This window comes from Kitasatospora sp. NPDC036934, assembly GCF_055608425.1.
Genome location: NZ_JBVJQR010000001.1, coordinates 449357 through 472365 on the forward strand (window position 1 = coordinate 449357; position 23009 = coordinate 472365).

Sequence of the window (23009 nt, forward strand, 5' to 3'; positions counted from 1 at the left end):
GTGCCCCTAACTATCAGTCAGGCGGCAAGCCCGGTGGCGGTTGCAAGCTCACGGGCGGCGGGTCGAACAGACGGCGGGCCGTCCAGCAGGCCCCTTACCAAGTCATGGGTTTCGTGGTTCCACCGGGCGGTGTCGGGCGCTGCCTCCACTGCGTCGGTGAGCAGCGACGCCACCCAATCCGGTTCGCCCCGCAGGGCGTATGCCCGTGCGACCTCGATCAAGTGCCGTGCCCGCCTCGGCCGTGCAGGAAGTTCTGCCGGTGCCAGCCGGTCAGCCCAGCGCAAGGCGGCACCGACCTGTCGCAGCTCGACAGCGACTGTCACAGCGTGCACCGGGACTACCCGTGCAGATGCGGAGGTCGGCGAGTGCCAGAAGTCAGCCGGCAGGGTCCTGGCGACCTCCTCGGCTCGATCGAACCAGCCCCAAGCCTCGCCCGACTCTCCCGCGCGAGCGTGCGTAATGGCCGCGTGGAACGCCATGTCTGCCCATGCCGCAGCAAGCGACGGAGAATCACCCCGGGCCGGTCCCAGCAGCCGCAGAGCCTCCTCCGTGAGCGTCTGGGCGCTGTCCCATTGCCCGGACTTCCGGAACGCCTCCACCAGGAACCAACAAGCCTGCGCAACGGCGACGGCATCACCGGACGCTCGGGCGGTCGCCAAGGAGCGCTCAGCCACGCGCCAGACCAGGTTTCCATCCCCCTGGTAGGCGGCGAACATCTGGACAAGATTCAGAGCCGAGGCGTACAGCACCTCAGCGCGCCGACGATCCGGGCAGTCAGGGTGCGATGCGGCGGCCGAGGCAGCCGATACCAGCGCCGGGAGCAGGTCCCCAAGAGCCGTACGGTGGTCGCCCCGGGAGTCCCGAGCTTGCCAAGCCGCAGCCACCTGGGCCGCAACGTGATTGACGCTCGGGACCGGGCCATCCGCCAGGCCCAGCGGCGCCGAGTCAACGGCCCGCCGGACCACCGACAGCGCCGGATGCTCCGCCCCGGAGAACAATGCTCGGGGCATCGACACGTCCCCCGTCAGGGCCGACAGGTCTTCGATGCCCAAGTGTTCTGCGATCTTGACGAGCATGGGCAGTCTCGGCGGCAGGAGGCGACCGTTCTCAACTGCCTTCAACCATCCCTCTGAGCGGCCTACCAGCCCGGCCAGCACGGCACGGGACTTGCCCGCGCGCTCCCTGAAGAGCTTGATGCGCTGACCAACAGACAGCGCCGGATCGACAGCCATAGCCATGGGGTAAGAGTAGGACCAGCGCTGCCGGGCTAACACCGGCTCGAACCGGGCACGCGGGAAGGGGCGAGTGACGGCAGGGCAGCAAGCGGGAACGCAAGAAGGCCCCCGCCCCAACCACTCGATGAGGGAGGAAGGGACGGGGGCGTTCGCGGAAGGTGGGACCGGTCAGTCCCAGATATCGGAGTCGTCTGCGGACCCCGGCGGGGCAACAGCCACTTGCGCACTCGGCGACAGTCCCAAGTCGCTTATATAGCCAGCAAGTTGGGATAAGTGCGGTACTTTGCTGCGATGCTTCAAGCCCGGGAGGGCGGTGGCGGATGTTCTACTCGGTCCGGGAGTACCGGGGCCGCAAAGGCGAGCCAAAGGGGATCGGCTGGCGCGACGTGCGCGACCTGCTGGTCAGGGCGTGCGTCCAGCTCGGCGGCCCGATCGTGCTCGTGTGGGGCATCCTGCGCATGCACCTGGTCGAACCGATGCGCCAGTTCATCGCCGACCACGCCGACTGGCTGACAGTTTTCCAGCTGCCGAGTCACTCACCTGACTTGAATCCGCAGGAGGGTATCTGGTCGTTGGCCAAGCGAGACATCGGCAACCTCGCCGCGGCCGACCTCGGCCAGGTCACCCGCGCCGTCAAGCGCGGGCTCAAACAGATCCAGTACCGCCCGGACCTGGTCGACGGGTGCCTGGCCGGCACGGACCTGATCACGGACGGCTGACCCGCAGCCGTGTTCGCTGCCGACTCACGCGTCCCAGTCCGTATAGTCCCCGATCGCCACGTCGTCGCAGAACGTCTCCCAGAACCCGGTGTCCGCGAGAGCGGTCTCGTCGATGCTGGAGATGAGATCGCGAAGCTCTTCCGCCACCTCCTCATGCCTGTCCTCGTCGCCGGCCGCGTAGAACGGGAAGCGCTCGATCACCGCGGCCACGCACTGGTTGAAGGAACCGAGATCGCTGTTGGCGTGCCAGGTGCTGACTGACTCGATCGTGGGAACCTGCACCACGTGACCAGTGGCAACGTCGATGGCGATGCGTCCGAACAAGCCACTCGTCGCGATGGCGACCAGCCCCCGCTCTCCGATCTCCCCGAGGAACACCGGCTCACTCAGCGGCCGGTACTCGTATCCGATCAACCCGGCGGGGATGCCAGTCTCACCGAGAGCGACAGCGATCTGAGCGGGTGCCTCAGGCGGAGCCTCCACGCGGATCAAGACGAACTCGGACTTCGGCAACGGCGGCAGGGGCTGACTCACGGGGAGATCTTCTCCCGAAGGACTGTGCCGCCAACACCCGCAGACCTACGGGGCGAGCAACCCTGTCGGGTGACTCTTCCCGACATCACCCAATCAACTTCAGTAGTGAAGAACGGACCTTGCCGAGTCCCGGTGGCGAGGTGGCGAGAGTGGTCCTGTTTCTGTTTTTCTTAGTTTTTCTATGCGTTCAAAAAAAATAGGTAAGAACCACCACTCATCACCCCTCTTGCCGCTGTTGGCCGGTCCGGGGCCGGCTGAGCCCGAAGCCACAGGCAGCCGTCTGCGGGCACAAGAGAGCCCCGGCCGACCAACGGGGGGCTGACCGGTCAGCCCCCCACCGGGGTGGTTCAGGCCTTGATGGTGAGCCAGGCGCCGAGGCCGGCGCAGCCGCGGGCGTCGTAGCTGGTGCTGCGGTAGCCGGCCGGGATCGGCGAGTACGGGCAGGTCCAGATGCCGTTGCGGACCTGCTCGTGGAACCAGGCGCCGACGCCGCTGCAGCCCTTGACGTCGTAGTCCGTCAGCACGTAGCCGGAGACGATCGGGGAGCCGGAGCAGGTCCACAGCCGGTTCTGGGCGGGCCGCTGGAACCATGCGCCGTGGTTGTTGCAGCCGCCGGGGTTGTACATGGTGATGACGTAGCCGCTCGGGACGGGCGCCCCGGAGCAGCTCCAGCCGCCGGTGGCGGAGGCGGTGCCGGCCGCCGCCGTGCCGGTGAGGGCGGCCGCGAGCACGGCGACCGTGGCGGCGGCCCGTCCCATGCGGGTCATCAGCTGGCGGAAGGTTCTGGTCACGACGACACCGGTCCGATCGGTCGGCTCCGCGCCGCCGGGGCGGCGCGGGCGGGCGTAACTGCGGGAATGCGCCGCACCCTAGCGGTGGTGATCAGTTCATCGATAGATCCTGATCGGATGATCGGTACACCTGACCGAAAACGATCCGTCAGGCTTCGTGGGGTGGGCTCTCCAGCAGTCGGTGAGTCCGTCAGCCGGTGTGCAGGAGGCGGAATCGGTCGGGGCGGGCCGGTTCCCGGACCGCCGACCGGCGCGGCGGGCTCGCCTGTGCGTTCACGCGGGACATTGCATCCACTGCAGGGGCCGACGGCAAGCGAATTTCCCCGGACCGTTCCCCGGAGTTTCCCGGACCGCTCCCCGGACCGCTCCGCGGGCGAAGGACGTCGGCCGGTCCCGGGTCGTGGCGGCCACCGCGGTGACGGAACCGTTATCGGACACCTGTATGTTGATCAGTCGCCGACCCTGCCGCGCTCCCGTCCCGGGATGCCGACGCCCGGGTCCGGCCCGGACCGGTGCGCGTCTCGCGGAGGTCGGGCCGTCGGTGCGGGGGGAACCACGGAGGGACCTCGGCCCGGGGCGGAAAGCCGCTCACCATCCCGACGTTCCCGAAGGATCCCGTATGACCGTTCCTGTCCCGCCCGACAGCCCGCAGCCCGGGGAGGCGCCCGCCGGCGCCGAGCCGAGGACGCCGCCGGCCCCGGGGCAGAGCGAGGCTCCGGAGCAGGGCGAGGCCCCGGGCCCCGCCGTGGAGCCTGCGCCCGCTGACGCCGTCTCGCTTGCCAAGTCCCCTGCTCCCGCTGACGCTCCGGCCGATGCCGATGCCGATGCCGATGCCGGTGCCGAGCCGGAGTTGCCGCCGCTGGCCCCGGCGCAGGGCGAGGTACTCGCGCCCGCCCCGGCCCCCGCGCCCGCCGCCGTCGGAGCCACCACGCCGTTCGCGCCGCCGGCGGGCGACCCGGCCGCCGGCGCCCCTTCGCCGTTCGCTGCCCCGGCCGGCGGCCCCGGCGGGTACCCGGGTGCGCCGTACTGGCCGCAGTACCCGGTGGCCGCGCCGCAGCCCCGCAACGGCCTGGGCACCGCGGCGATGGTGCTCGGGATCGTCGGGGTCGCCCTCGGCCTGGTCCTGGTGTTCTTCTGGCTGTCCTGGCTGCCGGCCCTGCTCGCCCTGATCTTCGGCATCATCGGCCTGGGTTACGCGCGCAAGGGCCAGGCGACCAACCGGGGAATGGCGCTCGCGGGCGTCATCCTGGGCGTCGTGGGCCTGCTCGTCTCGGCGGGCACCGGGGCGTTCTTCGCGCTGGGGGTGCACGCGGCGAACGAGGACCGCAAGGCGGCGTCGAGGGCCGCCCAGATCCGGGCCGACGAGGAGGAGCGCGCGTCGGCGGAACGGCTGGCGAAGGCGAAGGAACGGCTCGACGCCGCGAAGAAGAAGATCGAGGAGGAGCAGCAGGCGAAGGCCGCCGACGAGAAGGCCCGGCGCCTGGAGTTCGGCCAGTCCTACACGTACGGGGACGGACTGAAGGTCACCATGGCCCCGCCGGAGCCGTACGTCCCGAACGAGACCGTGTTCGAGGCGCCCAAGAACGCCAAGATCATCCAGGTGAAGATCACCGTCGTCAACACCGGTTCCAAGGACGTCTCGCTCTACGGATCCGGGCTGCCCTTCGTCTGGGACGCGAACGGTGCCCTCGTCACCTCGCTGATCGACGGGAGCTCCCGGCAGAAGCTCCTCGGCGGCTCGCTCGGGCCGGGCCGGGAGGCCGTCGGCGTGACCGCGTACGCCCTGCCGAACGGCGCGGCCGACCGGTTCTCCGTCGAGTTCAACTACGGCAGCGGACTGGAGCGCAAGAACGTCATCTGGACCGGCTCCCCCAGCTGATCCGGACCCGGCAGGCCGGTTCGGACCGCCTCCACGGCGACGTCCCCTGACGTCCGATCGAGGGTGCGGAGGCGACGTCCGGCGCGGTGGGCGTCACTGGCACGGTGGCGCCCACCGCCCGCCGGAGTTCGCGAGCGCGGTCGGTCCGGAGCCGACCGCGCTCGATCAGCCGATCGGTGGTGCGAGGTACTCCAGCGCGTAGCCGTCGCCGGAGGGGGTCACGCGGGCGATGCCGGGTGAGTCGAGGTGCGCGCCGGCGACGAAGTGGTCCGGCCGGCTGAGCTGTTCGAGCAGGGCCGCTCGCGCGGCGCGGGCCCGGGGCTGGTCGCCGTCGAACTCCCAGGACACCTTCGGCCGCTCGAACTGGAGCGTGGGAACGTGAACGGTGTCGCCCCAGACGAGCAGGTGACCGGTGCCGCTCCGGACGTCGTAGACGGTGTGACCGGGGGTGTGGCCCGGGGTCGGGACCGCGGTGGTCCAGGCGTTGACCGCGACCTGCTCCGAGACGGGTACGACCCGGTCGCGGATCGGTTCGAGCCGCCCGGTGAACACCGAGGTGTCGCCCGCGCCGATCCAGACGCGCTCGAGTCGGGCGAACGCCTCCGAGCCGTCCGGCGCGATCAGGCCGCTCACGTGGTCCTGGTGGTCGTGGGTGATGGCCACGTCGGTGATGTGCGCGCGGTCGATACCGGCTTCGTCGAGCGCGTGGTAGATCAGCCCCATGGTGGGTTCGTGCCAGTTGTCGGACGCGCCGGTGTCGATGAGGACCGAGCACGTGCCGTCGGTGACGAAGAAGGCGTTGACCGACAGTCGCAGGTTGTCGCCGACCAGTGGGACGGTGGCCGGCAGCTCATCGAGCGCGCATCCGTCCTCGTCGCGCAGCCGGGTCGGCGGCATGTCGATGTACCCGTCTCGCAGCGAGGTCACCTGTAGGTCGCCGAATTCGAACGTGGCATGGTGCGGGCCACTTGAGATCAAACGCATGGAACCCCTCCATCGGGTCGGGTGCATTCGCAAGTCCCCTCATAGAAGATCAAATCTTCCATGAGGGGAAGCCCTGCACCGGGGGTAGCGAGGTATCTGTCGATCGAGGAGCACGGTGGTCGAGCAAGGCGGAAGCGCGGCCGAGCCGCGGCACGGTGACGACCTGATCGGCGCGCCGGCCGCTGCCGCGTCCGGTGCGGCCGTCGTCATGCGCAAGAGCGATCGCCCCGTCTTCCGCGACCCGGAGAGCGGCTTCGAGGCACATCGTGTCCGCGGCCCGGGGCCGACGGCCCCGGGAGCGGGGTGGACCGGCACCAACTCGCCAGCCTGGCCGGAACGATGGTTCCGGATCGGCCGAAGGCACGGTCTTTCGGACAGTGGACGATCAAGCTCTTGATCTGTCGCCGGGTGGATCCCTACATTGCCGTGCAATGTGACACTGAACCGACCGAAGCGGCGTTCCTGGGGGACCGGTGCCGGACACTGCACAGCAAGTACCGCACCAGACCACCGAGAAGCTGCCCCGGGTGTTCTACCGGCTGGCCCTGGGTGACGCCCTGTCCAGCTACGGGAGCCAGCTCGACCTGGTGGCGCTCAGCCTGTTCGCGTACGAGGCGGCGGGCAACGCGCTCGGCACGGCCGGGTACCTGATCCTGCGGCTGACCGGTGGTTTCGCCGGCGGGCTGCTCGCCGGGCGGCTGGTGGCCCGGACCGACCGGCGACGGCTGATGACGGGCTGCGCACTGGCCCAGGCGGTGGCTCTGGTCGTGGTGGCCCTCGCCCCGGTCTCCGCGCGGATCCCGGTGCTCTACCCGCTGGCGCTGGTGTTCGGCGGCGCGGCCGCGGTGTGCGCCGTCGCGCTGCGCACCAGCATCCCGGAGATGGTCGGCTCCGAGCGCCGGGCCCGCGCCAACAGCCTGATGGCGAGCTGCCGTTCGGCCGCCATGGTGCTCGGCTTCGCCTCCGCCGGTGTGGTGGTCGCCTGGGCCGGGTTCCGGGCGGCGCTGCTCATCGACGCGGCCAGCTTCGTGGTGTTCGCCCTCGTGGTGGCCCGGCTGCCGCTGCGCACCCGGCCCGAGGCGGTCGAGGAGCCCACGGGTGCCGCTGACCCGGGTGCCGCTGAGGCCGTCGGAAAGACGAAACGATTCGGCAGTCGGTGGCAGGCCCTGGCCGTGCTCCGCGCCGCCCCCGTGGTGGGTGCGATGGCGGCGATCCGGCTGCTGGACGCCTTCGGCTCGGCCGCGCACAACATCGGCCTGCCGGTCTTCGCCGACCAGCACGACCCCGGCAACCCGGCTGCGCTGCTGGGCATGTTCTGGGCCACCTGGGCGGTCGGCAACCTCGCCGCCCAGCAACTGGTGTCCCGGCTCCTGCTGCGCCGGGGCATCGAACCGGGCGAGCGGGCCTTCGCGCTGGGCACCTGCCTGATGTCCGGCTGCTTCATCCTGGTCTTCACCGGGCTGCCGACCCCGCTGTTCCTGCTGGTGGCGATCGGCGCGGGGCTCGGCGACGGCTTCACCGAGATCTCGTACACCACCCGGATCCAGGCCCTCGCCGATGAACGGCGCGGTCAGGCCTTCGGGTTGCTCGCCTCCGCCGAGAACGTCGGCATGGGCACCGGGATGCTGCTGAGCGGATCGCTGCTGGCGCTGCTCAGCCCGCTGACCGTGGTCGGCGTCTCGCACGCCGTCCCGATCGTGCTGGCGCTGGGCTTCCTGGCCCACGTCACCTGGTCCCGGAAGGCCGGGTCCGGCAATCGCTGAAACGCCCGGCCCGCTCGACCGCGCAGCCCTGCGTGCCGTACCGCGCAGCCCCGCACCGCACCCGCAAGTACCGCGCCACCGGATCCGCCGACGCCCACAAGGCGGCAGGTCACCCCGATCCGCCCACCCTCCGCACCCCGGGGCCGCCGTACCCGCGCACGCCCCGCACCGATCCGAAAGGTGCCGTCGCTGATGAGCCCCACCGGTTCCGACCGCGCCCGGCTGCGTGCCCTGGAGGCCCGGCTGCTGCTGCGTCCCGAGGTCGCCGACTGCGCACTGCTGCCGGTCGAGCGCGCCGACGGCCGCCCCGGCCTGCTGGCCTACCTGGTGCCCGCCGTCGACACCGGCCCGGCCGCACTGCGCCGCCGGGCCACCGCGGCCCTGTGGGATGCCGACCCGGGCGCCGAGGTGCACCTCTTGGACGGCATCGTCCGCACCCCGGAGGGCGAGCCCGACCGCGTCGCCCTAGCCGCCGCCGCGGCCCGGCCGCCGGCCGAGCCCGGTCCCGCCCTGCGCCACCTGAGTGAACTCACCGCGCACTGGCGGCCGTTCGGCGATCCCGGGACGGCCGCCGGCCCCGTCCCGGACAGCGCGACGGCCGCTCCCGAGGACGCCGCCCCCGAGGACGCCGCCCCCGAGGGGGAAGTCGCCGAGGACGTCGGGACCGAGGCGGTCGGCGTCCCGCTGCCCGAGCCGGCTCCGGACGCGCCCCGGACGCTGCCCGAGGCACTGCTGCGCGCCGCCGCGCAGCACCCCGAGCGCGGCCTGCACCTGGTCCGGGCCGGCGGCGGGGCGACCAGGCTGACCTACCGCCGACTGCTGGAGCGGGCCCGGCGGACCCTCGCCCTGCTGACCGCCGCCGGGCTGCGGGCGGGGGACCGGGTGATCCTCCAAGTGCCGGAGCCGGAGGACTACTTCACCGCCCTGTGGGCCTGCCTTCTGGGCGGGGTGCAACCGGTCACGGTGGCCCGCCCACCGGCGTACGACCAGCCCGACCCCGTCCTGGAGAAGCTCTGGCACGCCTGGCAGACCCTGGAGGAGCCGCCGGTGCTCGCCGCCGGTCCGGCGGTGGCGGGTCTGGCGGGGCTCGGCGAGCTCTACCCGGCGCCCGGCCTGCGGGTCATCGCGGTCGACCGGCCCGCCGACGACGGCGCACCGCCCGTCAGTGCCGGTGCCGAGACAGCCCCCGCCGGCGCCGAGCACGCCCCCGACCCGGGTGATGTCGCGATCCTCCAGCTCTCCTCCGGCAGCACCGGCCGCTCCAAGGCCGTGCAGATCACCCACCGCGGCATCCTGGAGTACGTGGCCGGCGCGGTCGCCCAGGGCAGCACCCCCGAGGACGTCACCGTCAACTGGCTGCCGCTTGACCACGTGGCCGGGCTGCTGATGTTCCACCTGCGGGACGTGGCGCTGGCCGCCGACCAGGTGCAGGTGCCCACCGAGCTGGTGCTCGCCGACCCACTGGTCTGGCTGGACACGTTGGAGCGCTACCGGGGCGCGCACTCCTGGTCGCCCAACTTCGGTTACCGGCTGGTCGCCGAGGCGGTGCGGGCGGCCGGCCCCGACCGGCACTGGGACCTCTCCTCGGTCAAGTCCCTGATCAACGCGGGGGAGCAGTGCACCGAGGCGGTGCTGGACGAGTTCCTGGCCGCCACCGGGCCGTTCGGCGTCCGGGCCGACCATGTGCTGCTGGGCTGGGGCATGGCCGAGACCTGCACCGTCATCACCTACAAGCGCTACCACGAGGACGGCGCCCGCCGCCTGGTGCGCACCGACTCGCTGAGCGGTCGGCTGGCGCCCGCCGCCCCGGACTCCCCGGAGCGCGGCACCGCCTTCCTCAGCATGGGGCGGCCCGCGCCCGGCACCCGGATCCGGGTGGCCGGCGAGGACGGCCGGGCGCTGCCCGAGCACCGGGTGGGCCGGCTCCAGGTCAACTCCGGCCGGGTGACGCCCGGTTATCTGAACAACCCGACCGCCGACCGCGAAGCCTTCGTCGGCGACGGCTGGTTCGACACCGGGGACCTCGCCTTCCTGGCAGACGGGGAGGTGGTGCTCACCGGCCGTCGAAAGGAGATCATCATCGTCAACGGGGTGCACCACTTCTGCCACGAGCTGGAGGACGTGGTCGCCTCGGTCGCGGGGGTACGGTCCGGGTACGTCGCCGCGTTCGGGGTCCCGGACGAACGCACCGGCACCGAGCAACTGGTGATCGCTTACGTGCCGAGCGACCCGGCGGCCCCCGCACCCCCGGTGGCCGCCGAGGTCCGCCGTCTGCTGGCCGCCCGCCGGCAGCCCGCCCCCGCCCTGGTGCTGCCGGTGCCGGCGGCCGAGTTCCCGCGCACCACCAGCGGCAAGATCCAGCGCACCGCGCTGCGCGGGCGCCTGCTCGACGGCGAACTCGACGAGCACATCGTGGCGCTCGACCTGGCCGAGGCCAACTCCCGGACCCTGCCGGACTGCGTGCGCCGGATCGTCTGGGAACCCCGCCCGGCGCCGGAGGCCCCCGCGGCCCCGACCGCCCCGACCGCCCCGACCGCCTCGACCTCCCTGGCCTCCCCGACCGACGGGGGCCCGGCCGGGCCGACGCTGCTGCTCGGCCCGGCCGGACCCGGCACCCTGGTCGAGGCGCTGCGCACCGCCCTGCCGGGGGCCGTGGTGGTGGACCGGCCGCCGGCCGCTGATCCCCAGCAGTGGCTGCAAGCACTCGGCGAGGAGCGCCCCGGACGGGTGCTGCACCTGTGGGGCGCGGTGGACAGGGGCGCGGCCGACGGGGCAGCGGCCCGGCCCGATGAGGCCGTACCGCCGGACGAAGCACTGCTCGCCCTGCTGCGGGCCCTCGCCGACCGTCCGCCGTCCGGCGAGCTGGTCACCGTCAGCGCCGGACTGCACGCCGTACTCCCCGGCGAACTCCCCGACCCAGCAGCCGCGTTGACGGCAGCGCTGACCGCCGGAGCCCGAGCCGAGCAACTGGTCCCGGTGGCCAGGCACCTCGACCTGCCGACCGGCCTGCCGCCCGCCGAGCAGGCCGCCGCCCTGCTCGCCCTGCTGGCCGAGCCCCGGCCGGAGCCCGAGTGCGCCTGGCGCGAAGGCCGCCCGTGGGTGCCCCGGCTCGGAGTGGCCGAACCCGTCATCGAGGCCCAGGGCTGCTCGCTGCTCTCGCCCGGCGCCCGCTACCTGGTCACCGGAGGCCTCGGCGGGATCGCCGCCGAGATGCTGCCCGGCCTGCTGCGCGACCACGGCGCCCGGCTGCTGCTGATCGGCCGCACCGACCTGGACGCGCCGACCGCCGAGGCGGCCGAACGCCGCGCGGCACTGCACCGGCTCGCGGGCTACGGCGGCCGGGTCGACTACCGCCGCGCCGACGTGACGGACCGCGAGCAGCTGGCCGCGGTGGTCGCCGAGGCCGAACGGGACTGGCAGGCCCCGCTGGACGGCGTGCTCCACCTGGCCGGCTCCTACCGGATCGCCCTGCTCTCCGGCACCGACCCGGACGGCTGGCGCGAGGCGGTGCGCGCCAAGACGACCGGCACGGACCACCTGATCGAGCTGGTCCGGCAGCGGCCCGGCGCCCAGTTCGTCGGCTTCTCCTCGATGGTCGGTTTCCAGGAGGCCGTCGGCTCCACCGCCTACGCCGCCGCCAACCGCTACCTGGAGAGCGCGGTCGAGCGGCTGCACCGGGAGACCGGCACCACGGCCTGGACGATCTCCTGGGGCCTGTGGAGCCGGGTCGGCATGAACCGCGCCACCGACCACGAACAGGCCTCCGCCGCCCGGGGCATCGCCGTACTGAGCGCCGCGCACGGGCGGCGACTGGCGACCCTGCTACTGGCCGGCCCCCCGGGCCGCTGGTACGCAGGGCCCGAGCCGACCGCTCCCGCCGCGCGCCGCCACCTGCTGGCCACCGCACCCAGGCCGGTCCCCGAGGCGGCCGAGGGCCGGGCGATCGCGACGCCCGTCGAACCCACCGCACCTGCGTCCGCCGCACCCGCGCCCGCCGCCACCGAGCTGCGCCGGACCGTCCTGGACGCCTTCGAGGCCGTCCTCGACGCCCCGCTCGACCCGGCCCGTCCGCTGGTCGAACTCGGCATCGGGTCACTGCAGTTGATGCGGGTGCACGGTGCACTGAGCGCAGCCCTGCCGACACCTCCTGCGCCCACCGAACTGTTCCGGCACCCCACCGTGGACGCCTTGATCGCCCACCTGTCCGAGGCACCCGCCGCCCCGACCGCACCCACTGCCCCGACCGCCCCGACCACCGCCACCGCGCCCGGCGGCCCCGAGGGCGCCGACCGCCGGGTGGCCATCGTCGGCCTGGCCCTGCGCTTCCCCGGCGCCGACACCCCCGAGCAGTACTGGCGCAACATCGTCGACGGGGTCACCAGCACCACCCGGTTCACCGAGGAAGAGCTGGCGGCGGCGGGCCTGCGCCCGGAGGAGTACCGGCACCCCGACTACGTCCCGGTCACCGGTGCACTCCCCGACACCGACCGGTTCGACGCCGAGGCCTTCGGCATCAGCGGCACCGAGGCCGCGCTGATGGACCCCCAGCAGCGCCTGCTGCTGGAGATCTGCCGCCAGGCCCTGGAGGACGGCGGCTACGCCGCGCCCGACCCCCAGCGCCGGGTCGGGGTCTTCGCCGGCACCGGAATGACCCTGTACGCGCTGCGCACCTACTACCAGCACACCCTGGCCGCCACCGCCGACCCGGCCGAGCCGGTGCCCGCGTTGCAGACCGCGATCGGCAACCAGGCCGACTTCGCCGCCACCCGGGTCGCCTACCGGCTGGGCCTGACCGGCCCCGCGATCGGGGTGCAGACCGCCTGCTCCACCTCGCTGGTCGCGGTGCACCTCGCGGCGCAGTCGCTGCTGGCCGGTGACTGCGACCTGGCCCTGGCCGGGGCCGCCGCCCTGCACATCCCGCAGGCCGCCGGCTACCGCTACGAAGAGGGGTCGATCCTCGCCCCCGACGGCGTCTGCCGGGCCTTCGACGCGGCGGCCGGCGGCACGGTCGGCGGCAACGGCGTGGCGGCCGTGCTGCTCAAGCGCCTGGACCGGGCGCTGGCGGACGGCGACACCGTGCACGGCGTGGTCCTGGCCTCGGCCGTCAACAACGACGGCGGGCGGAAGGTCGGCTACACCGCGCCCAGCGTGGACGGGCAGGCGGCGGTGGTCGGCCGGGCCCTCGACCTGGCCGGGGTGCCGGCCGAGAGCGTCGGCTACCTCGAGGCGCACGGCACCGGCACCCCGCTGGGCGACCCGATCGAGTTCCGGGCGCTGGCCCAGGCCTTCCGCGCCCGCACCCAGGCCTCCGGCTTCTGCTCGCTCGGCTCGGTGAAGCCCAACATCGGCCACCTGGACACCTGCGCCGGAATGGCCGGGCTGATCAAGGCCCTGCTGGTGCTGCGGCACGGCACCATCCCGCCGCTGGTCAACTTCAGCCGTCCCAATCCCGCGCTGGAGCTGGCCGGCAGCCCGTTCCGGCTTTCCGCCGAGCGCCGCGACTGGCCGGCCGGTCCCACCCCGCGCCGGGCCGGGGTCAGCGCGCTGGGCGTCGGCGGCACCAACGTCCACCTGGTGCTGGAGCAGGCGCCCGCCCCGGCCCTACCCGGCGGCGCCGACGGCCCCCGGCAGGCGCCGACCGTGCTGCCGCTGTCCGCCCGCACCGAGGAGGGCTTGACCGCCCTGGTCACCCTGCTCCGCGACCGCCTCGCCACCGGGCCCGCGCCCGCCCCCGGCGACCTGCCGCTCACCCTGGGCGGCGGGCGCCGCGCACTGCGCCACCGCCTCGCCGTCACCGGCACCGGCCCCGACGAGTTGCGCCGAGGCCTGGAGGCCCACCTGGCGGGCCGCACCACCGGAGCCGTACCGGTCCGCCGGGAGGCCCGGCGGACCGACGTCCAGCCGGTGCTGCTCTTCACCGGCCAGGGCGCCCAGCACCGGGGCATGGCCGCCGAACTCCACCGCGCCTTCCCGGTCTTCCGGGCCGTCCTGGAGGAGTGCGACCAGCTGCACCGCGAGGCCTGGGACGAACCGCTGCTGCCGCTGCTGCTCGACCCGGTGCCCCAGGGCGCCGACGACGCCTGGACCACCGAGGCGGCCCAGCCCGCGCTGTTCGCCCTGCAGGCGGCCCAGCTGCGGCTCTGGCAGGAGCTCGGGCTCCGTCCGGCCGCGGTCGCCGGACACAGCGCCGGTGAGTACGCGGCCTTCCACGCCGCGGGCGCGCTCGACCTCGCCGACGGGATGTTCCTCACCGCGCTGCGCGGTCGGCTGATGCAGCGGGCGACCGCGCCCGGCGCCATGACGGCGGTGATGGTAGGCCCGCAGCGGCTCGCCGCACTCGCCGACCGGCTGCCCGGGGTGGAGCCGGCCGTGGTCAACGGCGCCGGCCAGTGCGTGCTGGCCGGCCCGCCGGAGGCGATCGCGGCGGCGGAGACCGTCCTGGCCGCCGAGGGCGTGCCCACCGAACGCCTCGCCACCGACCGGGCGTTCCACTCCCGGTTGCTCGACCCGGTGCTCGATCCGCTCCGCGAACAGCTCGCCCGGCTGCGCCTGCGGCCGCTGACCGTACCGCTGGTGAGCAACCTGGGCGGCGAGGTGCTGGCCCCCGGCACCGTGCCCGCGCCCGACTACTTCGTCCGGCAGACCAGGGAGACCGCGCGCTTCGACCTGGTGCTGGCCGCCCTGGACGAGCAGGGCCACGAGCTGTTCCTGGAGCTCGGCCCGCACTCGACGCTCACCGGCATGGGCCGCCGGGAGCTGCCGTACCGCCACTTCGTGGCCGCCGCCCGGCGCGGCGCGCCCCAGGAGTCGCGGTTCGACGCCGCGGCCGCCGCGCTGTGGTCCCACGGCGTCCCGATCGACTGGGCGCGCTTCGCCGCCGCCCGGGACTGGCCGGACGGCCCGGCCCGCCGGGTGCCGCTGCCGACCACCGTCTTCCAACGCCGCCGCCACTGGTTCACCGCCCCCGACGGGCCGACCACCGAGGACCCCGCCATGCACCAGGCACCGCCGTCCCAGCAGAGCGCACCCGCCGCCCAGGCTCCAGCCGCGAGCCCCGAGCAGCTCGCCCAGGAGGCAGTGCTGCGCCGGGTGCTGGAACAGACGGCCCGGCAGCTGGGCCACGACGAGGGGGCGGTCGGCCCGGACGACCCCTTCTTCGACCTGGGCGCCGACTCGCTCGGGATGATCAACATGATCCGGGACCTGGAGCGCGCCTTCCGGGTGCGGATCTCGATGCGCGAACTCTTCGAGGAGTCGGACACCCCGGCCCGGCTCGCGGGGCTGATCGCCGGTCGGCTGGAGCCCGCCGTCCGGGACGCGCTGCTGCCGACGGCTGAGCCGGAGTCGACCCCGGCCGAGGCGGCTGCGCCCGTCCCGGCTCCGGTCGCGGCCCCGGCCCCGGTCGTCGCCGCACCGGCACCGCAAGCAGCCGCGCCCGTCCTCCCCGCCGCGTCCGTCCTCCCCGTGGCTTCAACGCCCGCCCCGGTGGTGCCTCCGCTGCCGGCCGCGCCCGCCCCGGTGACGGACGGCACCGGCCTGATCGAGCGCCAGCTCGCGCTGCTCGGCCAGTTCTCCGACCTGATGCGCGACCAGCTCGGCCTGCTGGCCGGGACCGGTACGGTGCCGGCCGCGCCCGTCCCGGCGGCGGCCCCCGTCGCCCTGCCGCCGTCCGCCGCCCCGGCCCTCGGGGTCGTCCCGGCCGTCCCCGTCCCCGTCCCCGAGCCCGCCACCCCGGCGGCCCCCGCACCATCGGCCCCGCAGGTGCACGGCCCCCGGGTGACCCTCTCCCGCGAGTCCGGCATGGCCGCCGGCGGCCTGACCGAGCGCCAGCGCGCCCACGTGGACGAACTGGTCGCCCGTTTCACGGCCCGCACCGCCGCCTCCAAGGCGGTCACCCGCCGCCACCGGCGCACCCTCGCGGACAGCCGCGCCGTGGTGGGCTTCCGCTCCTCGACCAAGGAGATGCTCTACCCGCTGGCGGCCCGCCGGGCCCGGGGCTCCCGGCTGGAGGACCTCGACGGCAACACCTACGTCGACATCACCATGGGCTTCGGCGTGCTGCTCTTCGGCCACGACCCGGAGTTCGTCTCCGAGGCCGTCCGCGAGCACTTGGCCGGCGGGCTGCGACTGGGCCCGCGCGGCCCGGAGACCGGCGAGGCCGCCGAGCTGCTGGCCGAGCTGACCGGCACCGAGCGGGTCGCCTTCGCCAACTCCGGCACCGAGGCGAACGCCGGGGCGATCCGGCTGGCCCGCGCCTTCACCGGCCGGGACAAGATCGTCATGTTCGAGGGCTCCTACCACGGCCACTTCGACCACACCCTGGGCCGGACGGTGGGCCACGGCGCCGACCGGGAGACCGTCCCGGTGTCGAGCGGCATCCCCGGCAGCGCGGTCGCCGACCTGGTGGTGCTGAAGTACGGCGATCCGCAGAGCCTCCAGGTCATCGAGGAACTCGGCGACCGGATCGCCGCCGTCCTGGTCGAGCCGGTGCAGAGCCGCCACCCGGGACGCCAGCCCGTCGAGTTCGTCCGCGCGCTGCGCGAACTGACCGCCCGCCGCGGCATCGTGCTGCTCTTCGACCAGATGCTCACCGGCTTCCGCCCCCACCTGCACGGCGCCGAGGGCTTCTGGGGCGTGACCCCGGACCTCTCCACCTACGGCAAGGTGCTCGGCGGTGGCTACCCGATCGGCGCGATCGCCGGGCGCGCCGACCTCCTGGACGGCATCGACGGCGGCCACTGGGACTACGGGGACGACAGCTACCCGCCCCAGGACACCACCTTCTTCGGCGGCACCTACATCCAGCACCCGCTGGCGATGACCGCGGCCGGCGCCGTGCTGCGCCACCTCAAGGAGGCCGGCCCCGGCCTCCAGGAGCGGCTGAACGCCCGCACCGACGAACTGGCCGCGACCCTCAACGGGTTCTTCGAGGAGGAGGAGTTCCCGCTGCGGCTGGCCCACTTCGGCTCGCTGTTCCGGTTCGAGCCGAGGGCCGACGTGGAGCTGTTCTTCCCGGAGCTGCTGACCCGCGGGGTCTACGTCTGGGAGTGGCGCAACTTCTTCCTCTCCACCGCGCACACCGACGGCGACCTGGAGTTCGTGGCCGACGCCGTCCGGGACTCCCTGCGCGGCCTGCGGCGCGGCGGCTTCTTCCCGGCCTCGCCCGGGGTACGGCTCCCGGCCCCGCGCCCGGCGGTGGCCGCGTTGCCCGAACTCGTGACGGACGGCGACACCGGCACCGGGCCCGTCTCCACCTCGTACCAGCCGGTCCGCGATCCCCAGCGCCCGGTGGACTTCAGCCTCTACTTCTTCGGCGACTACCCCCTGGACTCCCCGGAGGACGAGAAGTACCGCATCGTCCTGGACAGCGCCCGGTTCGCCGACCGGCACGACTTCCACGCCGTCTGGCTGCCGGAGCGCCACTTCCACTCCTTCGGCGGGATCTTCCCCAACCCCTCGGTGCTGGCCGCCGCGTTGGCCCGGGAGACCAGCAGGATCCGGCTCAACGCCGGCTGCGCGGTGCTGCCGCTGCACCACCCCGTCCGGGTGGCCGAGGAGTGGTCGGTGGTCGACAACCTCTCCGGCGGCCGGGTCGGCCTGGGCTGCGCCAGTGGCTGGCACCCCAACGACTTCCTGTTCTTCCCGGAGAACTACGGCGGCCACAAGGAACTGATGCACCGCCAGATCGACACGGTGCGGGCGCTCTGGCGCGGCGAGCCCTACCGCGGCCGCAACGGCAACGGGGAGCCGATCGAGGTGACCCTGCACCCGCGCCCGCTGCAGGAACAGCCGCCGATGTTCACCGCGATCGTCGGCAACCCGGACAGCTTCCGCGAGGCCGCCCGGCACGACCTCGGGGTCATCACCAACCTGATGACCCAGGACGTGGCCCAGCTCGCCGAGAACGTCGCCCTCTACCGGCGCACCCGGGCCGAACACGGCCTGGACCCGGAGGCCGGCCGGGTGGTCGTGCTGGTCCACACCTACCTGGGCACCGACCTCGACACCGCCCGCGCCCAGGCCTACCGCCCGTTCTGCCACTACCTGCGCTCCTCGCTCTCGCTGTTCGGGCAGATGGCCAACAGCCTCGGCCTGACCCTGGACTTCGAGAACACCCGCGAGGAGGACCTGGAGTTCGTGCTGGAGCGCGCCTACGAGCGCTACTGCGCCTCGCGCGCCCTGATCGGCACCCCGGAGAGCGTGCGGTCGGTGCTCGCCGAGCTACGGGCGGCCGGCGCGGACGAGATCGCCTGCTTCGTCGACTTCGGTCTCGCCCCCGACCTGGTGGCCGCCGGACTGCCGCAGCTGGACGCGCTACGCCGCGCCACCGGTCGCGGCGCCCCGCTGTCCTACGCCCAGCAGCGGATGTGGTTCCTGCACCGGATGCTGCCCGACGCCGCGCAGTACAACGAGGTCAAGGCCGTCGAACTGGACGGCCCGCTGGACCGGGAGGCACTGGACGCCGCGCTGCGCGCGCTGGTGGAACGGCACGTCGGGCTGCGCACCGTGTTCCGGGAGCAGGACGGCGAACCGTTCCAGCAGGTGATCCCGGCGCCGGAGGGCCCGCTGCTGGAGCGGATCCCGGTGAGCGCGGTGGAGGCGGTGGGCGAGGCCGGTGCGGCGGGCGCCGCTGACGGCTCGGCACCGGGGGCGGTGGCCGCGCTGGTGGCCGCCGAGGGCGTCCACCGCTTCGACCTGGCCGAGGGCCCGCTGTTCCGCGCCCGGCTGCTGGAGACCGGGCCAGAACGGCACGTCCTGGTGCTCTCGATGCACCACATCGTGATCGACACCCTGTCCACCGTGGTGATCACCCGGGAGCTGGGGGAGCTCTACCGGGCCGCCCGGGAGCAGCGGCCGCACCGGCTGCCGGCGCTCACCACCACCCCGGCCGCGGAGGCCGCCCGGGAGCGGGCCGCGGTGGCCGCCGGGGCGTACGAGGAAAGCCTCGGGTACTGGCGCAAGGTGCTCGGCGGCGGCCTGCCGGTGCTGGCCCTGCCCACCGACCGGCCCCGCCCCGCGGTGCCGGACGGCCGCGGCCGCGCCCACGTCCGCCACCTTCCCGCCGAACTCTCGGCAGGCGTAAGGGACTTGGCCCGCCGTCGGCGCTCGACCCTGTTCATGGTGCTGCTCACCGCCTTCGCCGGGGTGCTCCAGCGCTACGGCGGCCAGGACGAGGTGGTGCTGGGCACCCCGCTGGCCAACCGGGCGGAGGGCACGGAGGACCTCGTCGGCTTCTTCGTCAACACCCTGGCGCTGCGACTGGACCTCTCCGGGGAGCCGGACTTCGCCGAGGCGCTGGACCGGGTCCGCTCCACCGCGCTGGACGCCTACGAGCACCAGCAACTGCCCTTCGAGGTCCTGGTGCAGGAGCTGAACCCGCAGCGGGACACCAGCCGCAACCCGCTCTTCCAGGTACTGGTCGAGTTCGAGAACCACGCGGTCTTCGAGCTGGACCTGCCCGGGGTGACGGCCCGTCCGCTGGACCACGTGGTCGACCGCTCCGCCTTCGACCTGTCGCTGTTCCTCACCAACCTGCCGGACGGCATCCGCTGCCAGGTCGAGTACGCCGAGACCCTGTTCGACCGGGCCACGGTGGACCGGCTGTTCGACGCCTTCGAGCGGCTGCTCGCCGCCGCCGTCGCCGACCCCGCCCGACCGCTCGCCGAGCTGACCGCCGCCCCGGCCGACCCCGCCCTGGAGTGCGGGCCCGAGGCGGAGCCGGCGCCCGCGCACCCGCTGGCCAGGGTGGCCGCCACGGCGGCCGCCCAGCCGGACGCCGTCGCCGTGGTCGCGCCCGACGGCACCTCGACCGACTACCGGACGGTGGCCGCCCGGGCCGAGGAACTCGCCCGCCGACTGCTGGCCGCCGGGGTGCGCGAGGGCAGCCGGGTGGGCGTACTGCTGCCGCGCTCGGTGGACCAGGTGGCCGCGCTGCTGGCGGTGCTGCGGCTGGGCGCCGTCCTGGTGCCGATCGACCCGGTGCAGGGCGCGGAGCGCTGCCGGCTGATCGCCGCGGACGCCGCACCGACCGTGCTGCTCACCGCCCCGGGCGCCGACCTGATGGGCATCACCCTGCCGACCGTCCACACCGGTGCCGGGGCGGGCGCCGAGGCCGTCGAACTGCCGCCGCTGCCCGTCCCCTCGGCGCAGTCCGGCGCCTACCTGCTGTACACCTCCGGCTCCACCGGCCGGCCCAAGGGGGTGCTGATGCACACCCTCGGCCTGGCCTCCTTCCTGGCCTGGAACGTCGCCGGCCACCCGGCCGCCCGCACCCTCCAGTACGCCTCCTGCGGGTTCGACGTCAGCGTCCAGGAGGTGCTGACCACCCTGTCCGGCGGCGGCACCCTGCTGCTGATCGAGGAGGAGACCCGCTACGACATCACCGCGCTGGCCGCCGTGGTCCGCGCCACCCGGGCCGAGCGGCTGCACCTGCCGTACACCCCGCTGGCCGCGCTGGTCGAGGCACTCGGCGACCAACCGGTGCCCCACCTGCGCGAACTCATCCAGGGCGGCGAGCAGTTGCTGCTCACCCCGGCGCTGCGGGCCTTCCTGGCCGGCAACCCCGGCTGCCGACTGGTGAACCACTACGGCCCCACCGAGACCCACGGGGTCACGGCCGGCGAGGTCGACCCGGGCGGACCGGACCACGCGGCGATCGGCCGCCCGGCGCCGGGCAACCGGATCGTGCTGCTGGACACCGCCGGGCGCCCGACCCCGGTCGGCGCGGTCGGTGAGATCCATGTGCTCGGCGTCCAGGTCGGGCTCGGCTACCACGATCGGCCGGAGGAGACCGCCGCCGTGTTCACCGACACCCCGGAGGGCCGCCGCTACCGCACCGGCGACCTCGGCCGGTGGCGGCCGGACGGCACCCTGGAGTACCTGGGCCGGGCCGACCGCCAGGTCAAGGTGCGGGGCTACCGGGTCGAACCGGGCGAGGTCGAGACGGTGCTGCGGACCGTGCCCGGGGTGCGCGGCGCGGCGGTGACGGCGCGCCGCACCCAGGCGGGCACCACGCTGGCCGGGTACGTGCAGTGCGCGGCCGCCGACCTGCCCCGGGTCCGCGACCGTCTGGCCGACCTGCTGCCCGAGCACATGGTGCCGGGGCTCTGGGCCGCCGTCCCGGCGCTGCCGTTCACCGTGAACGGCAAGCTCGACGCCGACGCCCTGCCGGAACCGCGGCCGCTGGGCGCCGGCCTGGCCGCCGTCGCCCCGGCCACCGAGCTGGAGCGCACCGTGCAGCGGCTGTGGGAGGAGGAACTCGGCGGCCCGGCGGGCGTGGAGACCTCCTTCTTCGACCTCGGCGGCCACTCGCTGGCCGCCACCCGCCTGCTGAACCGGGTCCGCGAGGCGACCGGGCTGCGGATCGGCGTGCTGGACTTCTTCCGCCGCCCCACCATCCGGGCGATGGCCGCCCACCGCCCGGCGACCGAGCACCGCCCGGCCCCCGCCTACGAGGAGGGCACCCTGTGACCGCCGCCGCACCCGTCGCCCCGTCCACCCCCTCGCCCGCTACCCCGTCGACCGGCTCGTCCGTCACCCCGTCGACCGGCTCGTCCGCCTCCGGGACGGACTGGGACCGGCTGGTCAGGCTGCTCGGCCAACGCGACATCGTGCTGCGCACCACCGGCGACCGGCTCGGCTACCTGGCCCCGCCCGGCGCGCTGGACGAGGAGGTGGCCGGGCTGGTCCGGGCACACCGGGAGCGGCTGCTGGCCGTCCTGACCGACTCCGGCACGGCGCTCGCCGCTGCGCCGGCCGGGCTGGCCCAACGCCGCCTGTACCGGACGCACGGCCGCTCCGCGGACCCGGCGGTGTGGAACATCAGCCAGCGCGTCACCCTGCGCGGGCCGCTGGACCCCGAGCGGCTGGCCGCCGCGCTGACAGCGCTGACCGACCGCCACGAGAGCCTGCGGACCCGCTACCGGGACACCGACCTGGGCCTGCTCCAGCAGGTGCTGCCGAACACCCCGGTGGCACTGCCGGTCGACGACCTGCGGGCGCTCGCCCCCGCCGCCCGGGACGCGGCCGTCGCCGAGGCCACCCGCGCGGAGGGCGCGACGGCCTTCGACCTGGCCGGGGCCCGGCTGCTGCGCGCCCGGCTGCTGCGTTCGGCCGACGACGTATGGACGCTGCTGCTGACGCTCCACCACATCGTCGTCGACGGCTGGTCGCTGGCCACCCTGCTGGCCGACCTGGGCGCTCTCTACCGCGCCGACGGCAAGCCGCTGCCGGACCCGGGTCGGATGACCGACCACGCCTGCTGGGAGCGGACGGTGGTCACCCCGGCCGCCGTCGCCGAGGCCCTCGACCACTGGACCGAGACCCTGGGCGGCGCCCCGCTGACCGTCGACCTGCCCACCGCCCGCCCGCGCCCCGAGCAGCGCTCCGGGCGCGGCGGCACCGTCGACCTGCGCGTCCCGGCGGCCCTGGCCGAGGCGGTACGCCGCTACGCCGCCGGGCGCTCCACCACCGCCTCGGCCGTCTTCCTCGCCGGCTACGCCCGGCTACTGGGGGAGCTGACCGGGGCGGCGGAGACCGTGGTGGTGCTCTCGCACGCCAACCGCACCCGGCCGGTCGACGAGCAGGTCGTCGGCCTGCTCACGTTCGGCCTGCCGATCCGGCTGCCCACCCGCCGCCCGGGCGGGTTCGGGGCGCTGGTGGACGCGGCCGCGCAGGCGATCGCCACCGCCCTCGACCACGCCACGGTGCCCTTCGGCCAGCTGGTCGAGGAGCTGCGCGAGCGCGGCGTGCAGCTGCCGGACTCGTACCCGCAGGTCCTGCTCACCGTGCAGAGCACCCCGACCATCGCCCTCGACCTCCCCGGCCTCACCGCCGAGATCGAGGACGTACCGGGCCCGTCCAACCGCTCCGACCTGCTCCTGCTGCTCGCCCCGGACCGGGACGGCTACGCGGGCCTGGCCGAGTACGACGCCGACCTCTTCGACCCCGGGACGGTGCGCTCCTGGCTGGAGACCCTGGTGGCGGGGCTGGCCCGGGACCTGACGGACTGACCGCCCGGGGTCCTCGGGCTCCGCACGCATGGGATGACGCGGCGTTGGCCCCGTGGACCGGAGAGGGCCGTGCGAGAGATGGGCTTCGCCTCA

The 23009-nt window shown here is 74.2% G+C and carries 8 protein-coding genes and 1 pseudogene; 5 read left to right on the forward strand and 4 right to left on the reverse strand.

Going from position 1 to position 23009, the window contains the following annotated elements:
* Positions 1 to 17: 17 nt before the first annotated feature.
* Positions 18 to 1238: a helix-turn-helix domain-containing protein gene (locus ACZ7BZ_RS02085; protein ID WP_470356679.1), complete on the reverse strand. Its 1221-nt coding sequence runs from the start codon at positions 1236 to 1238 to the stop codon at positions 18 to 20.
* A gap of 299 nt (positions 1239 to 1537) precedes the next feature.
* On the opposite strand from ACZ7BZ_RS02085, the pseudogene ACZ7BZ_RS02090 reads away from it, so the two are divergent.
* Positions 1538 to 1954: pseudogene (locus tag ACZ7BZ_RS02090) on the forward strand (transposase); the annotation flags it as partial.
* 24 nt (positions 1955 to 1978) lie between these two features.
* Here the strand turns inward: ACZ7BZ_RS02090 and ACZ7BZ_RS02095 are convergent.
* Both ACZ7BZ_RS02095 and ACZ7BZ_RS02100 read right to left on the reverse strand, forming a co-directional pair.
* Complete coding sequence (locus ACZ7BZ_RS02095) at positions 1979 to 2488, reverse strand: SUKH-4 family immunity protein (RefSeq protein ID WP_470356680.1); 510 nt, start codon at positions 2486 to 2488, stop codon at positions 1979 to 1981.
* Positions 2489 to 2835: 347 nt separating this feature from the next.
* Positions 2836 to 3279: a hypothetical protein gene (locus ACZ7BZ_RS02100; RefSeq protein WP_470356681.1), complete on the reverse strand. Its 444-nt coding sequence runs from the start codon at positions 3277 to 3279 to the stop codon at positions 2836 to 2838.
* A 619-nt stretch (positions 3280 to 3898) separates the two neighbouring features.
* Between ACZ7BZ_RS02100 and ACZ7BZ_RS02105 the strand changes: the two genes are divergently transcribed.
* Positions 3899 to 5158, forward strand: coding sequence for a DUF4190 domain-containing protein (locus ACZ7BZ_RS02105; protein WP_470356682.1), 1260 nt, complete (start codon positions 3899 to 3901; stop codon positions 5156 to 5158).
* Positions 5159 to 5323: 165 nt separating this feature from the next.
* Here the strand turns inward: ACZ7BZ_RS02105 and ACZ7BZ_RS02110 are convergent, their stop codons facing one another.
* A complete protein-coding gene (locus ACZ7BZ_RS02110; RefSeq protein WP_470356683.1) occupies positions 5324 to 6085 on the reverse strand; it encodes an MBL fold metallo-hydrolase in 762 nt (253 codons plus the stop codon).
* A gap of 530 nt (positions 6086 to 6615) precedes the next feature.
* Between ACZ7BZ_RS02110 and ACZ7BZ_RS02115 the strand changes: the two genes are divergently transcribed.
* From ACZ7BZ_RS02115 to ACZ7BZ_RS02125, 3 genes are all read left to right on the forward strand, one after another.
* Entirely contained in the window at positions 6616 to 7905 is a 1290-nt protein-coding gene (locus ACZ7BZ_RS02115) for an MFS transporter (RefSeq protein WP_470356684.1), read from the forward strand.
* 192 nt (positions 7906 to 8097) lie between these two features.
* Entirely contained in the window at positions 8098 to 21375 is a 13278-nt protein-coding gene (locus ACZ7BZ_RS02120; RefSeq protein ID WP_470356685.1) for a MupA/Atu3671 family FMN-dependent luciferase-like monooxygenase, read from the forward strand.
* On the forward strand, positions 21372 to 22916 hold the full coding sequence (locus ACZ7BZ_RS02125; protein WP_470356686.1) for a condensation domain-containing protein: 1545 nt from the start codon (positions 21372 to 21374) through the stop codon (positions 22914 to 22916). The genes ACZ7BZ_RS02120 and ACZ7BZ_RS02125 overlap by 4 nt, the downstream gene beginning before the upstream one ends.
* Positions 22917 to 23009 lie beyond the last annotated feature (93 nt).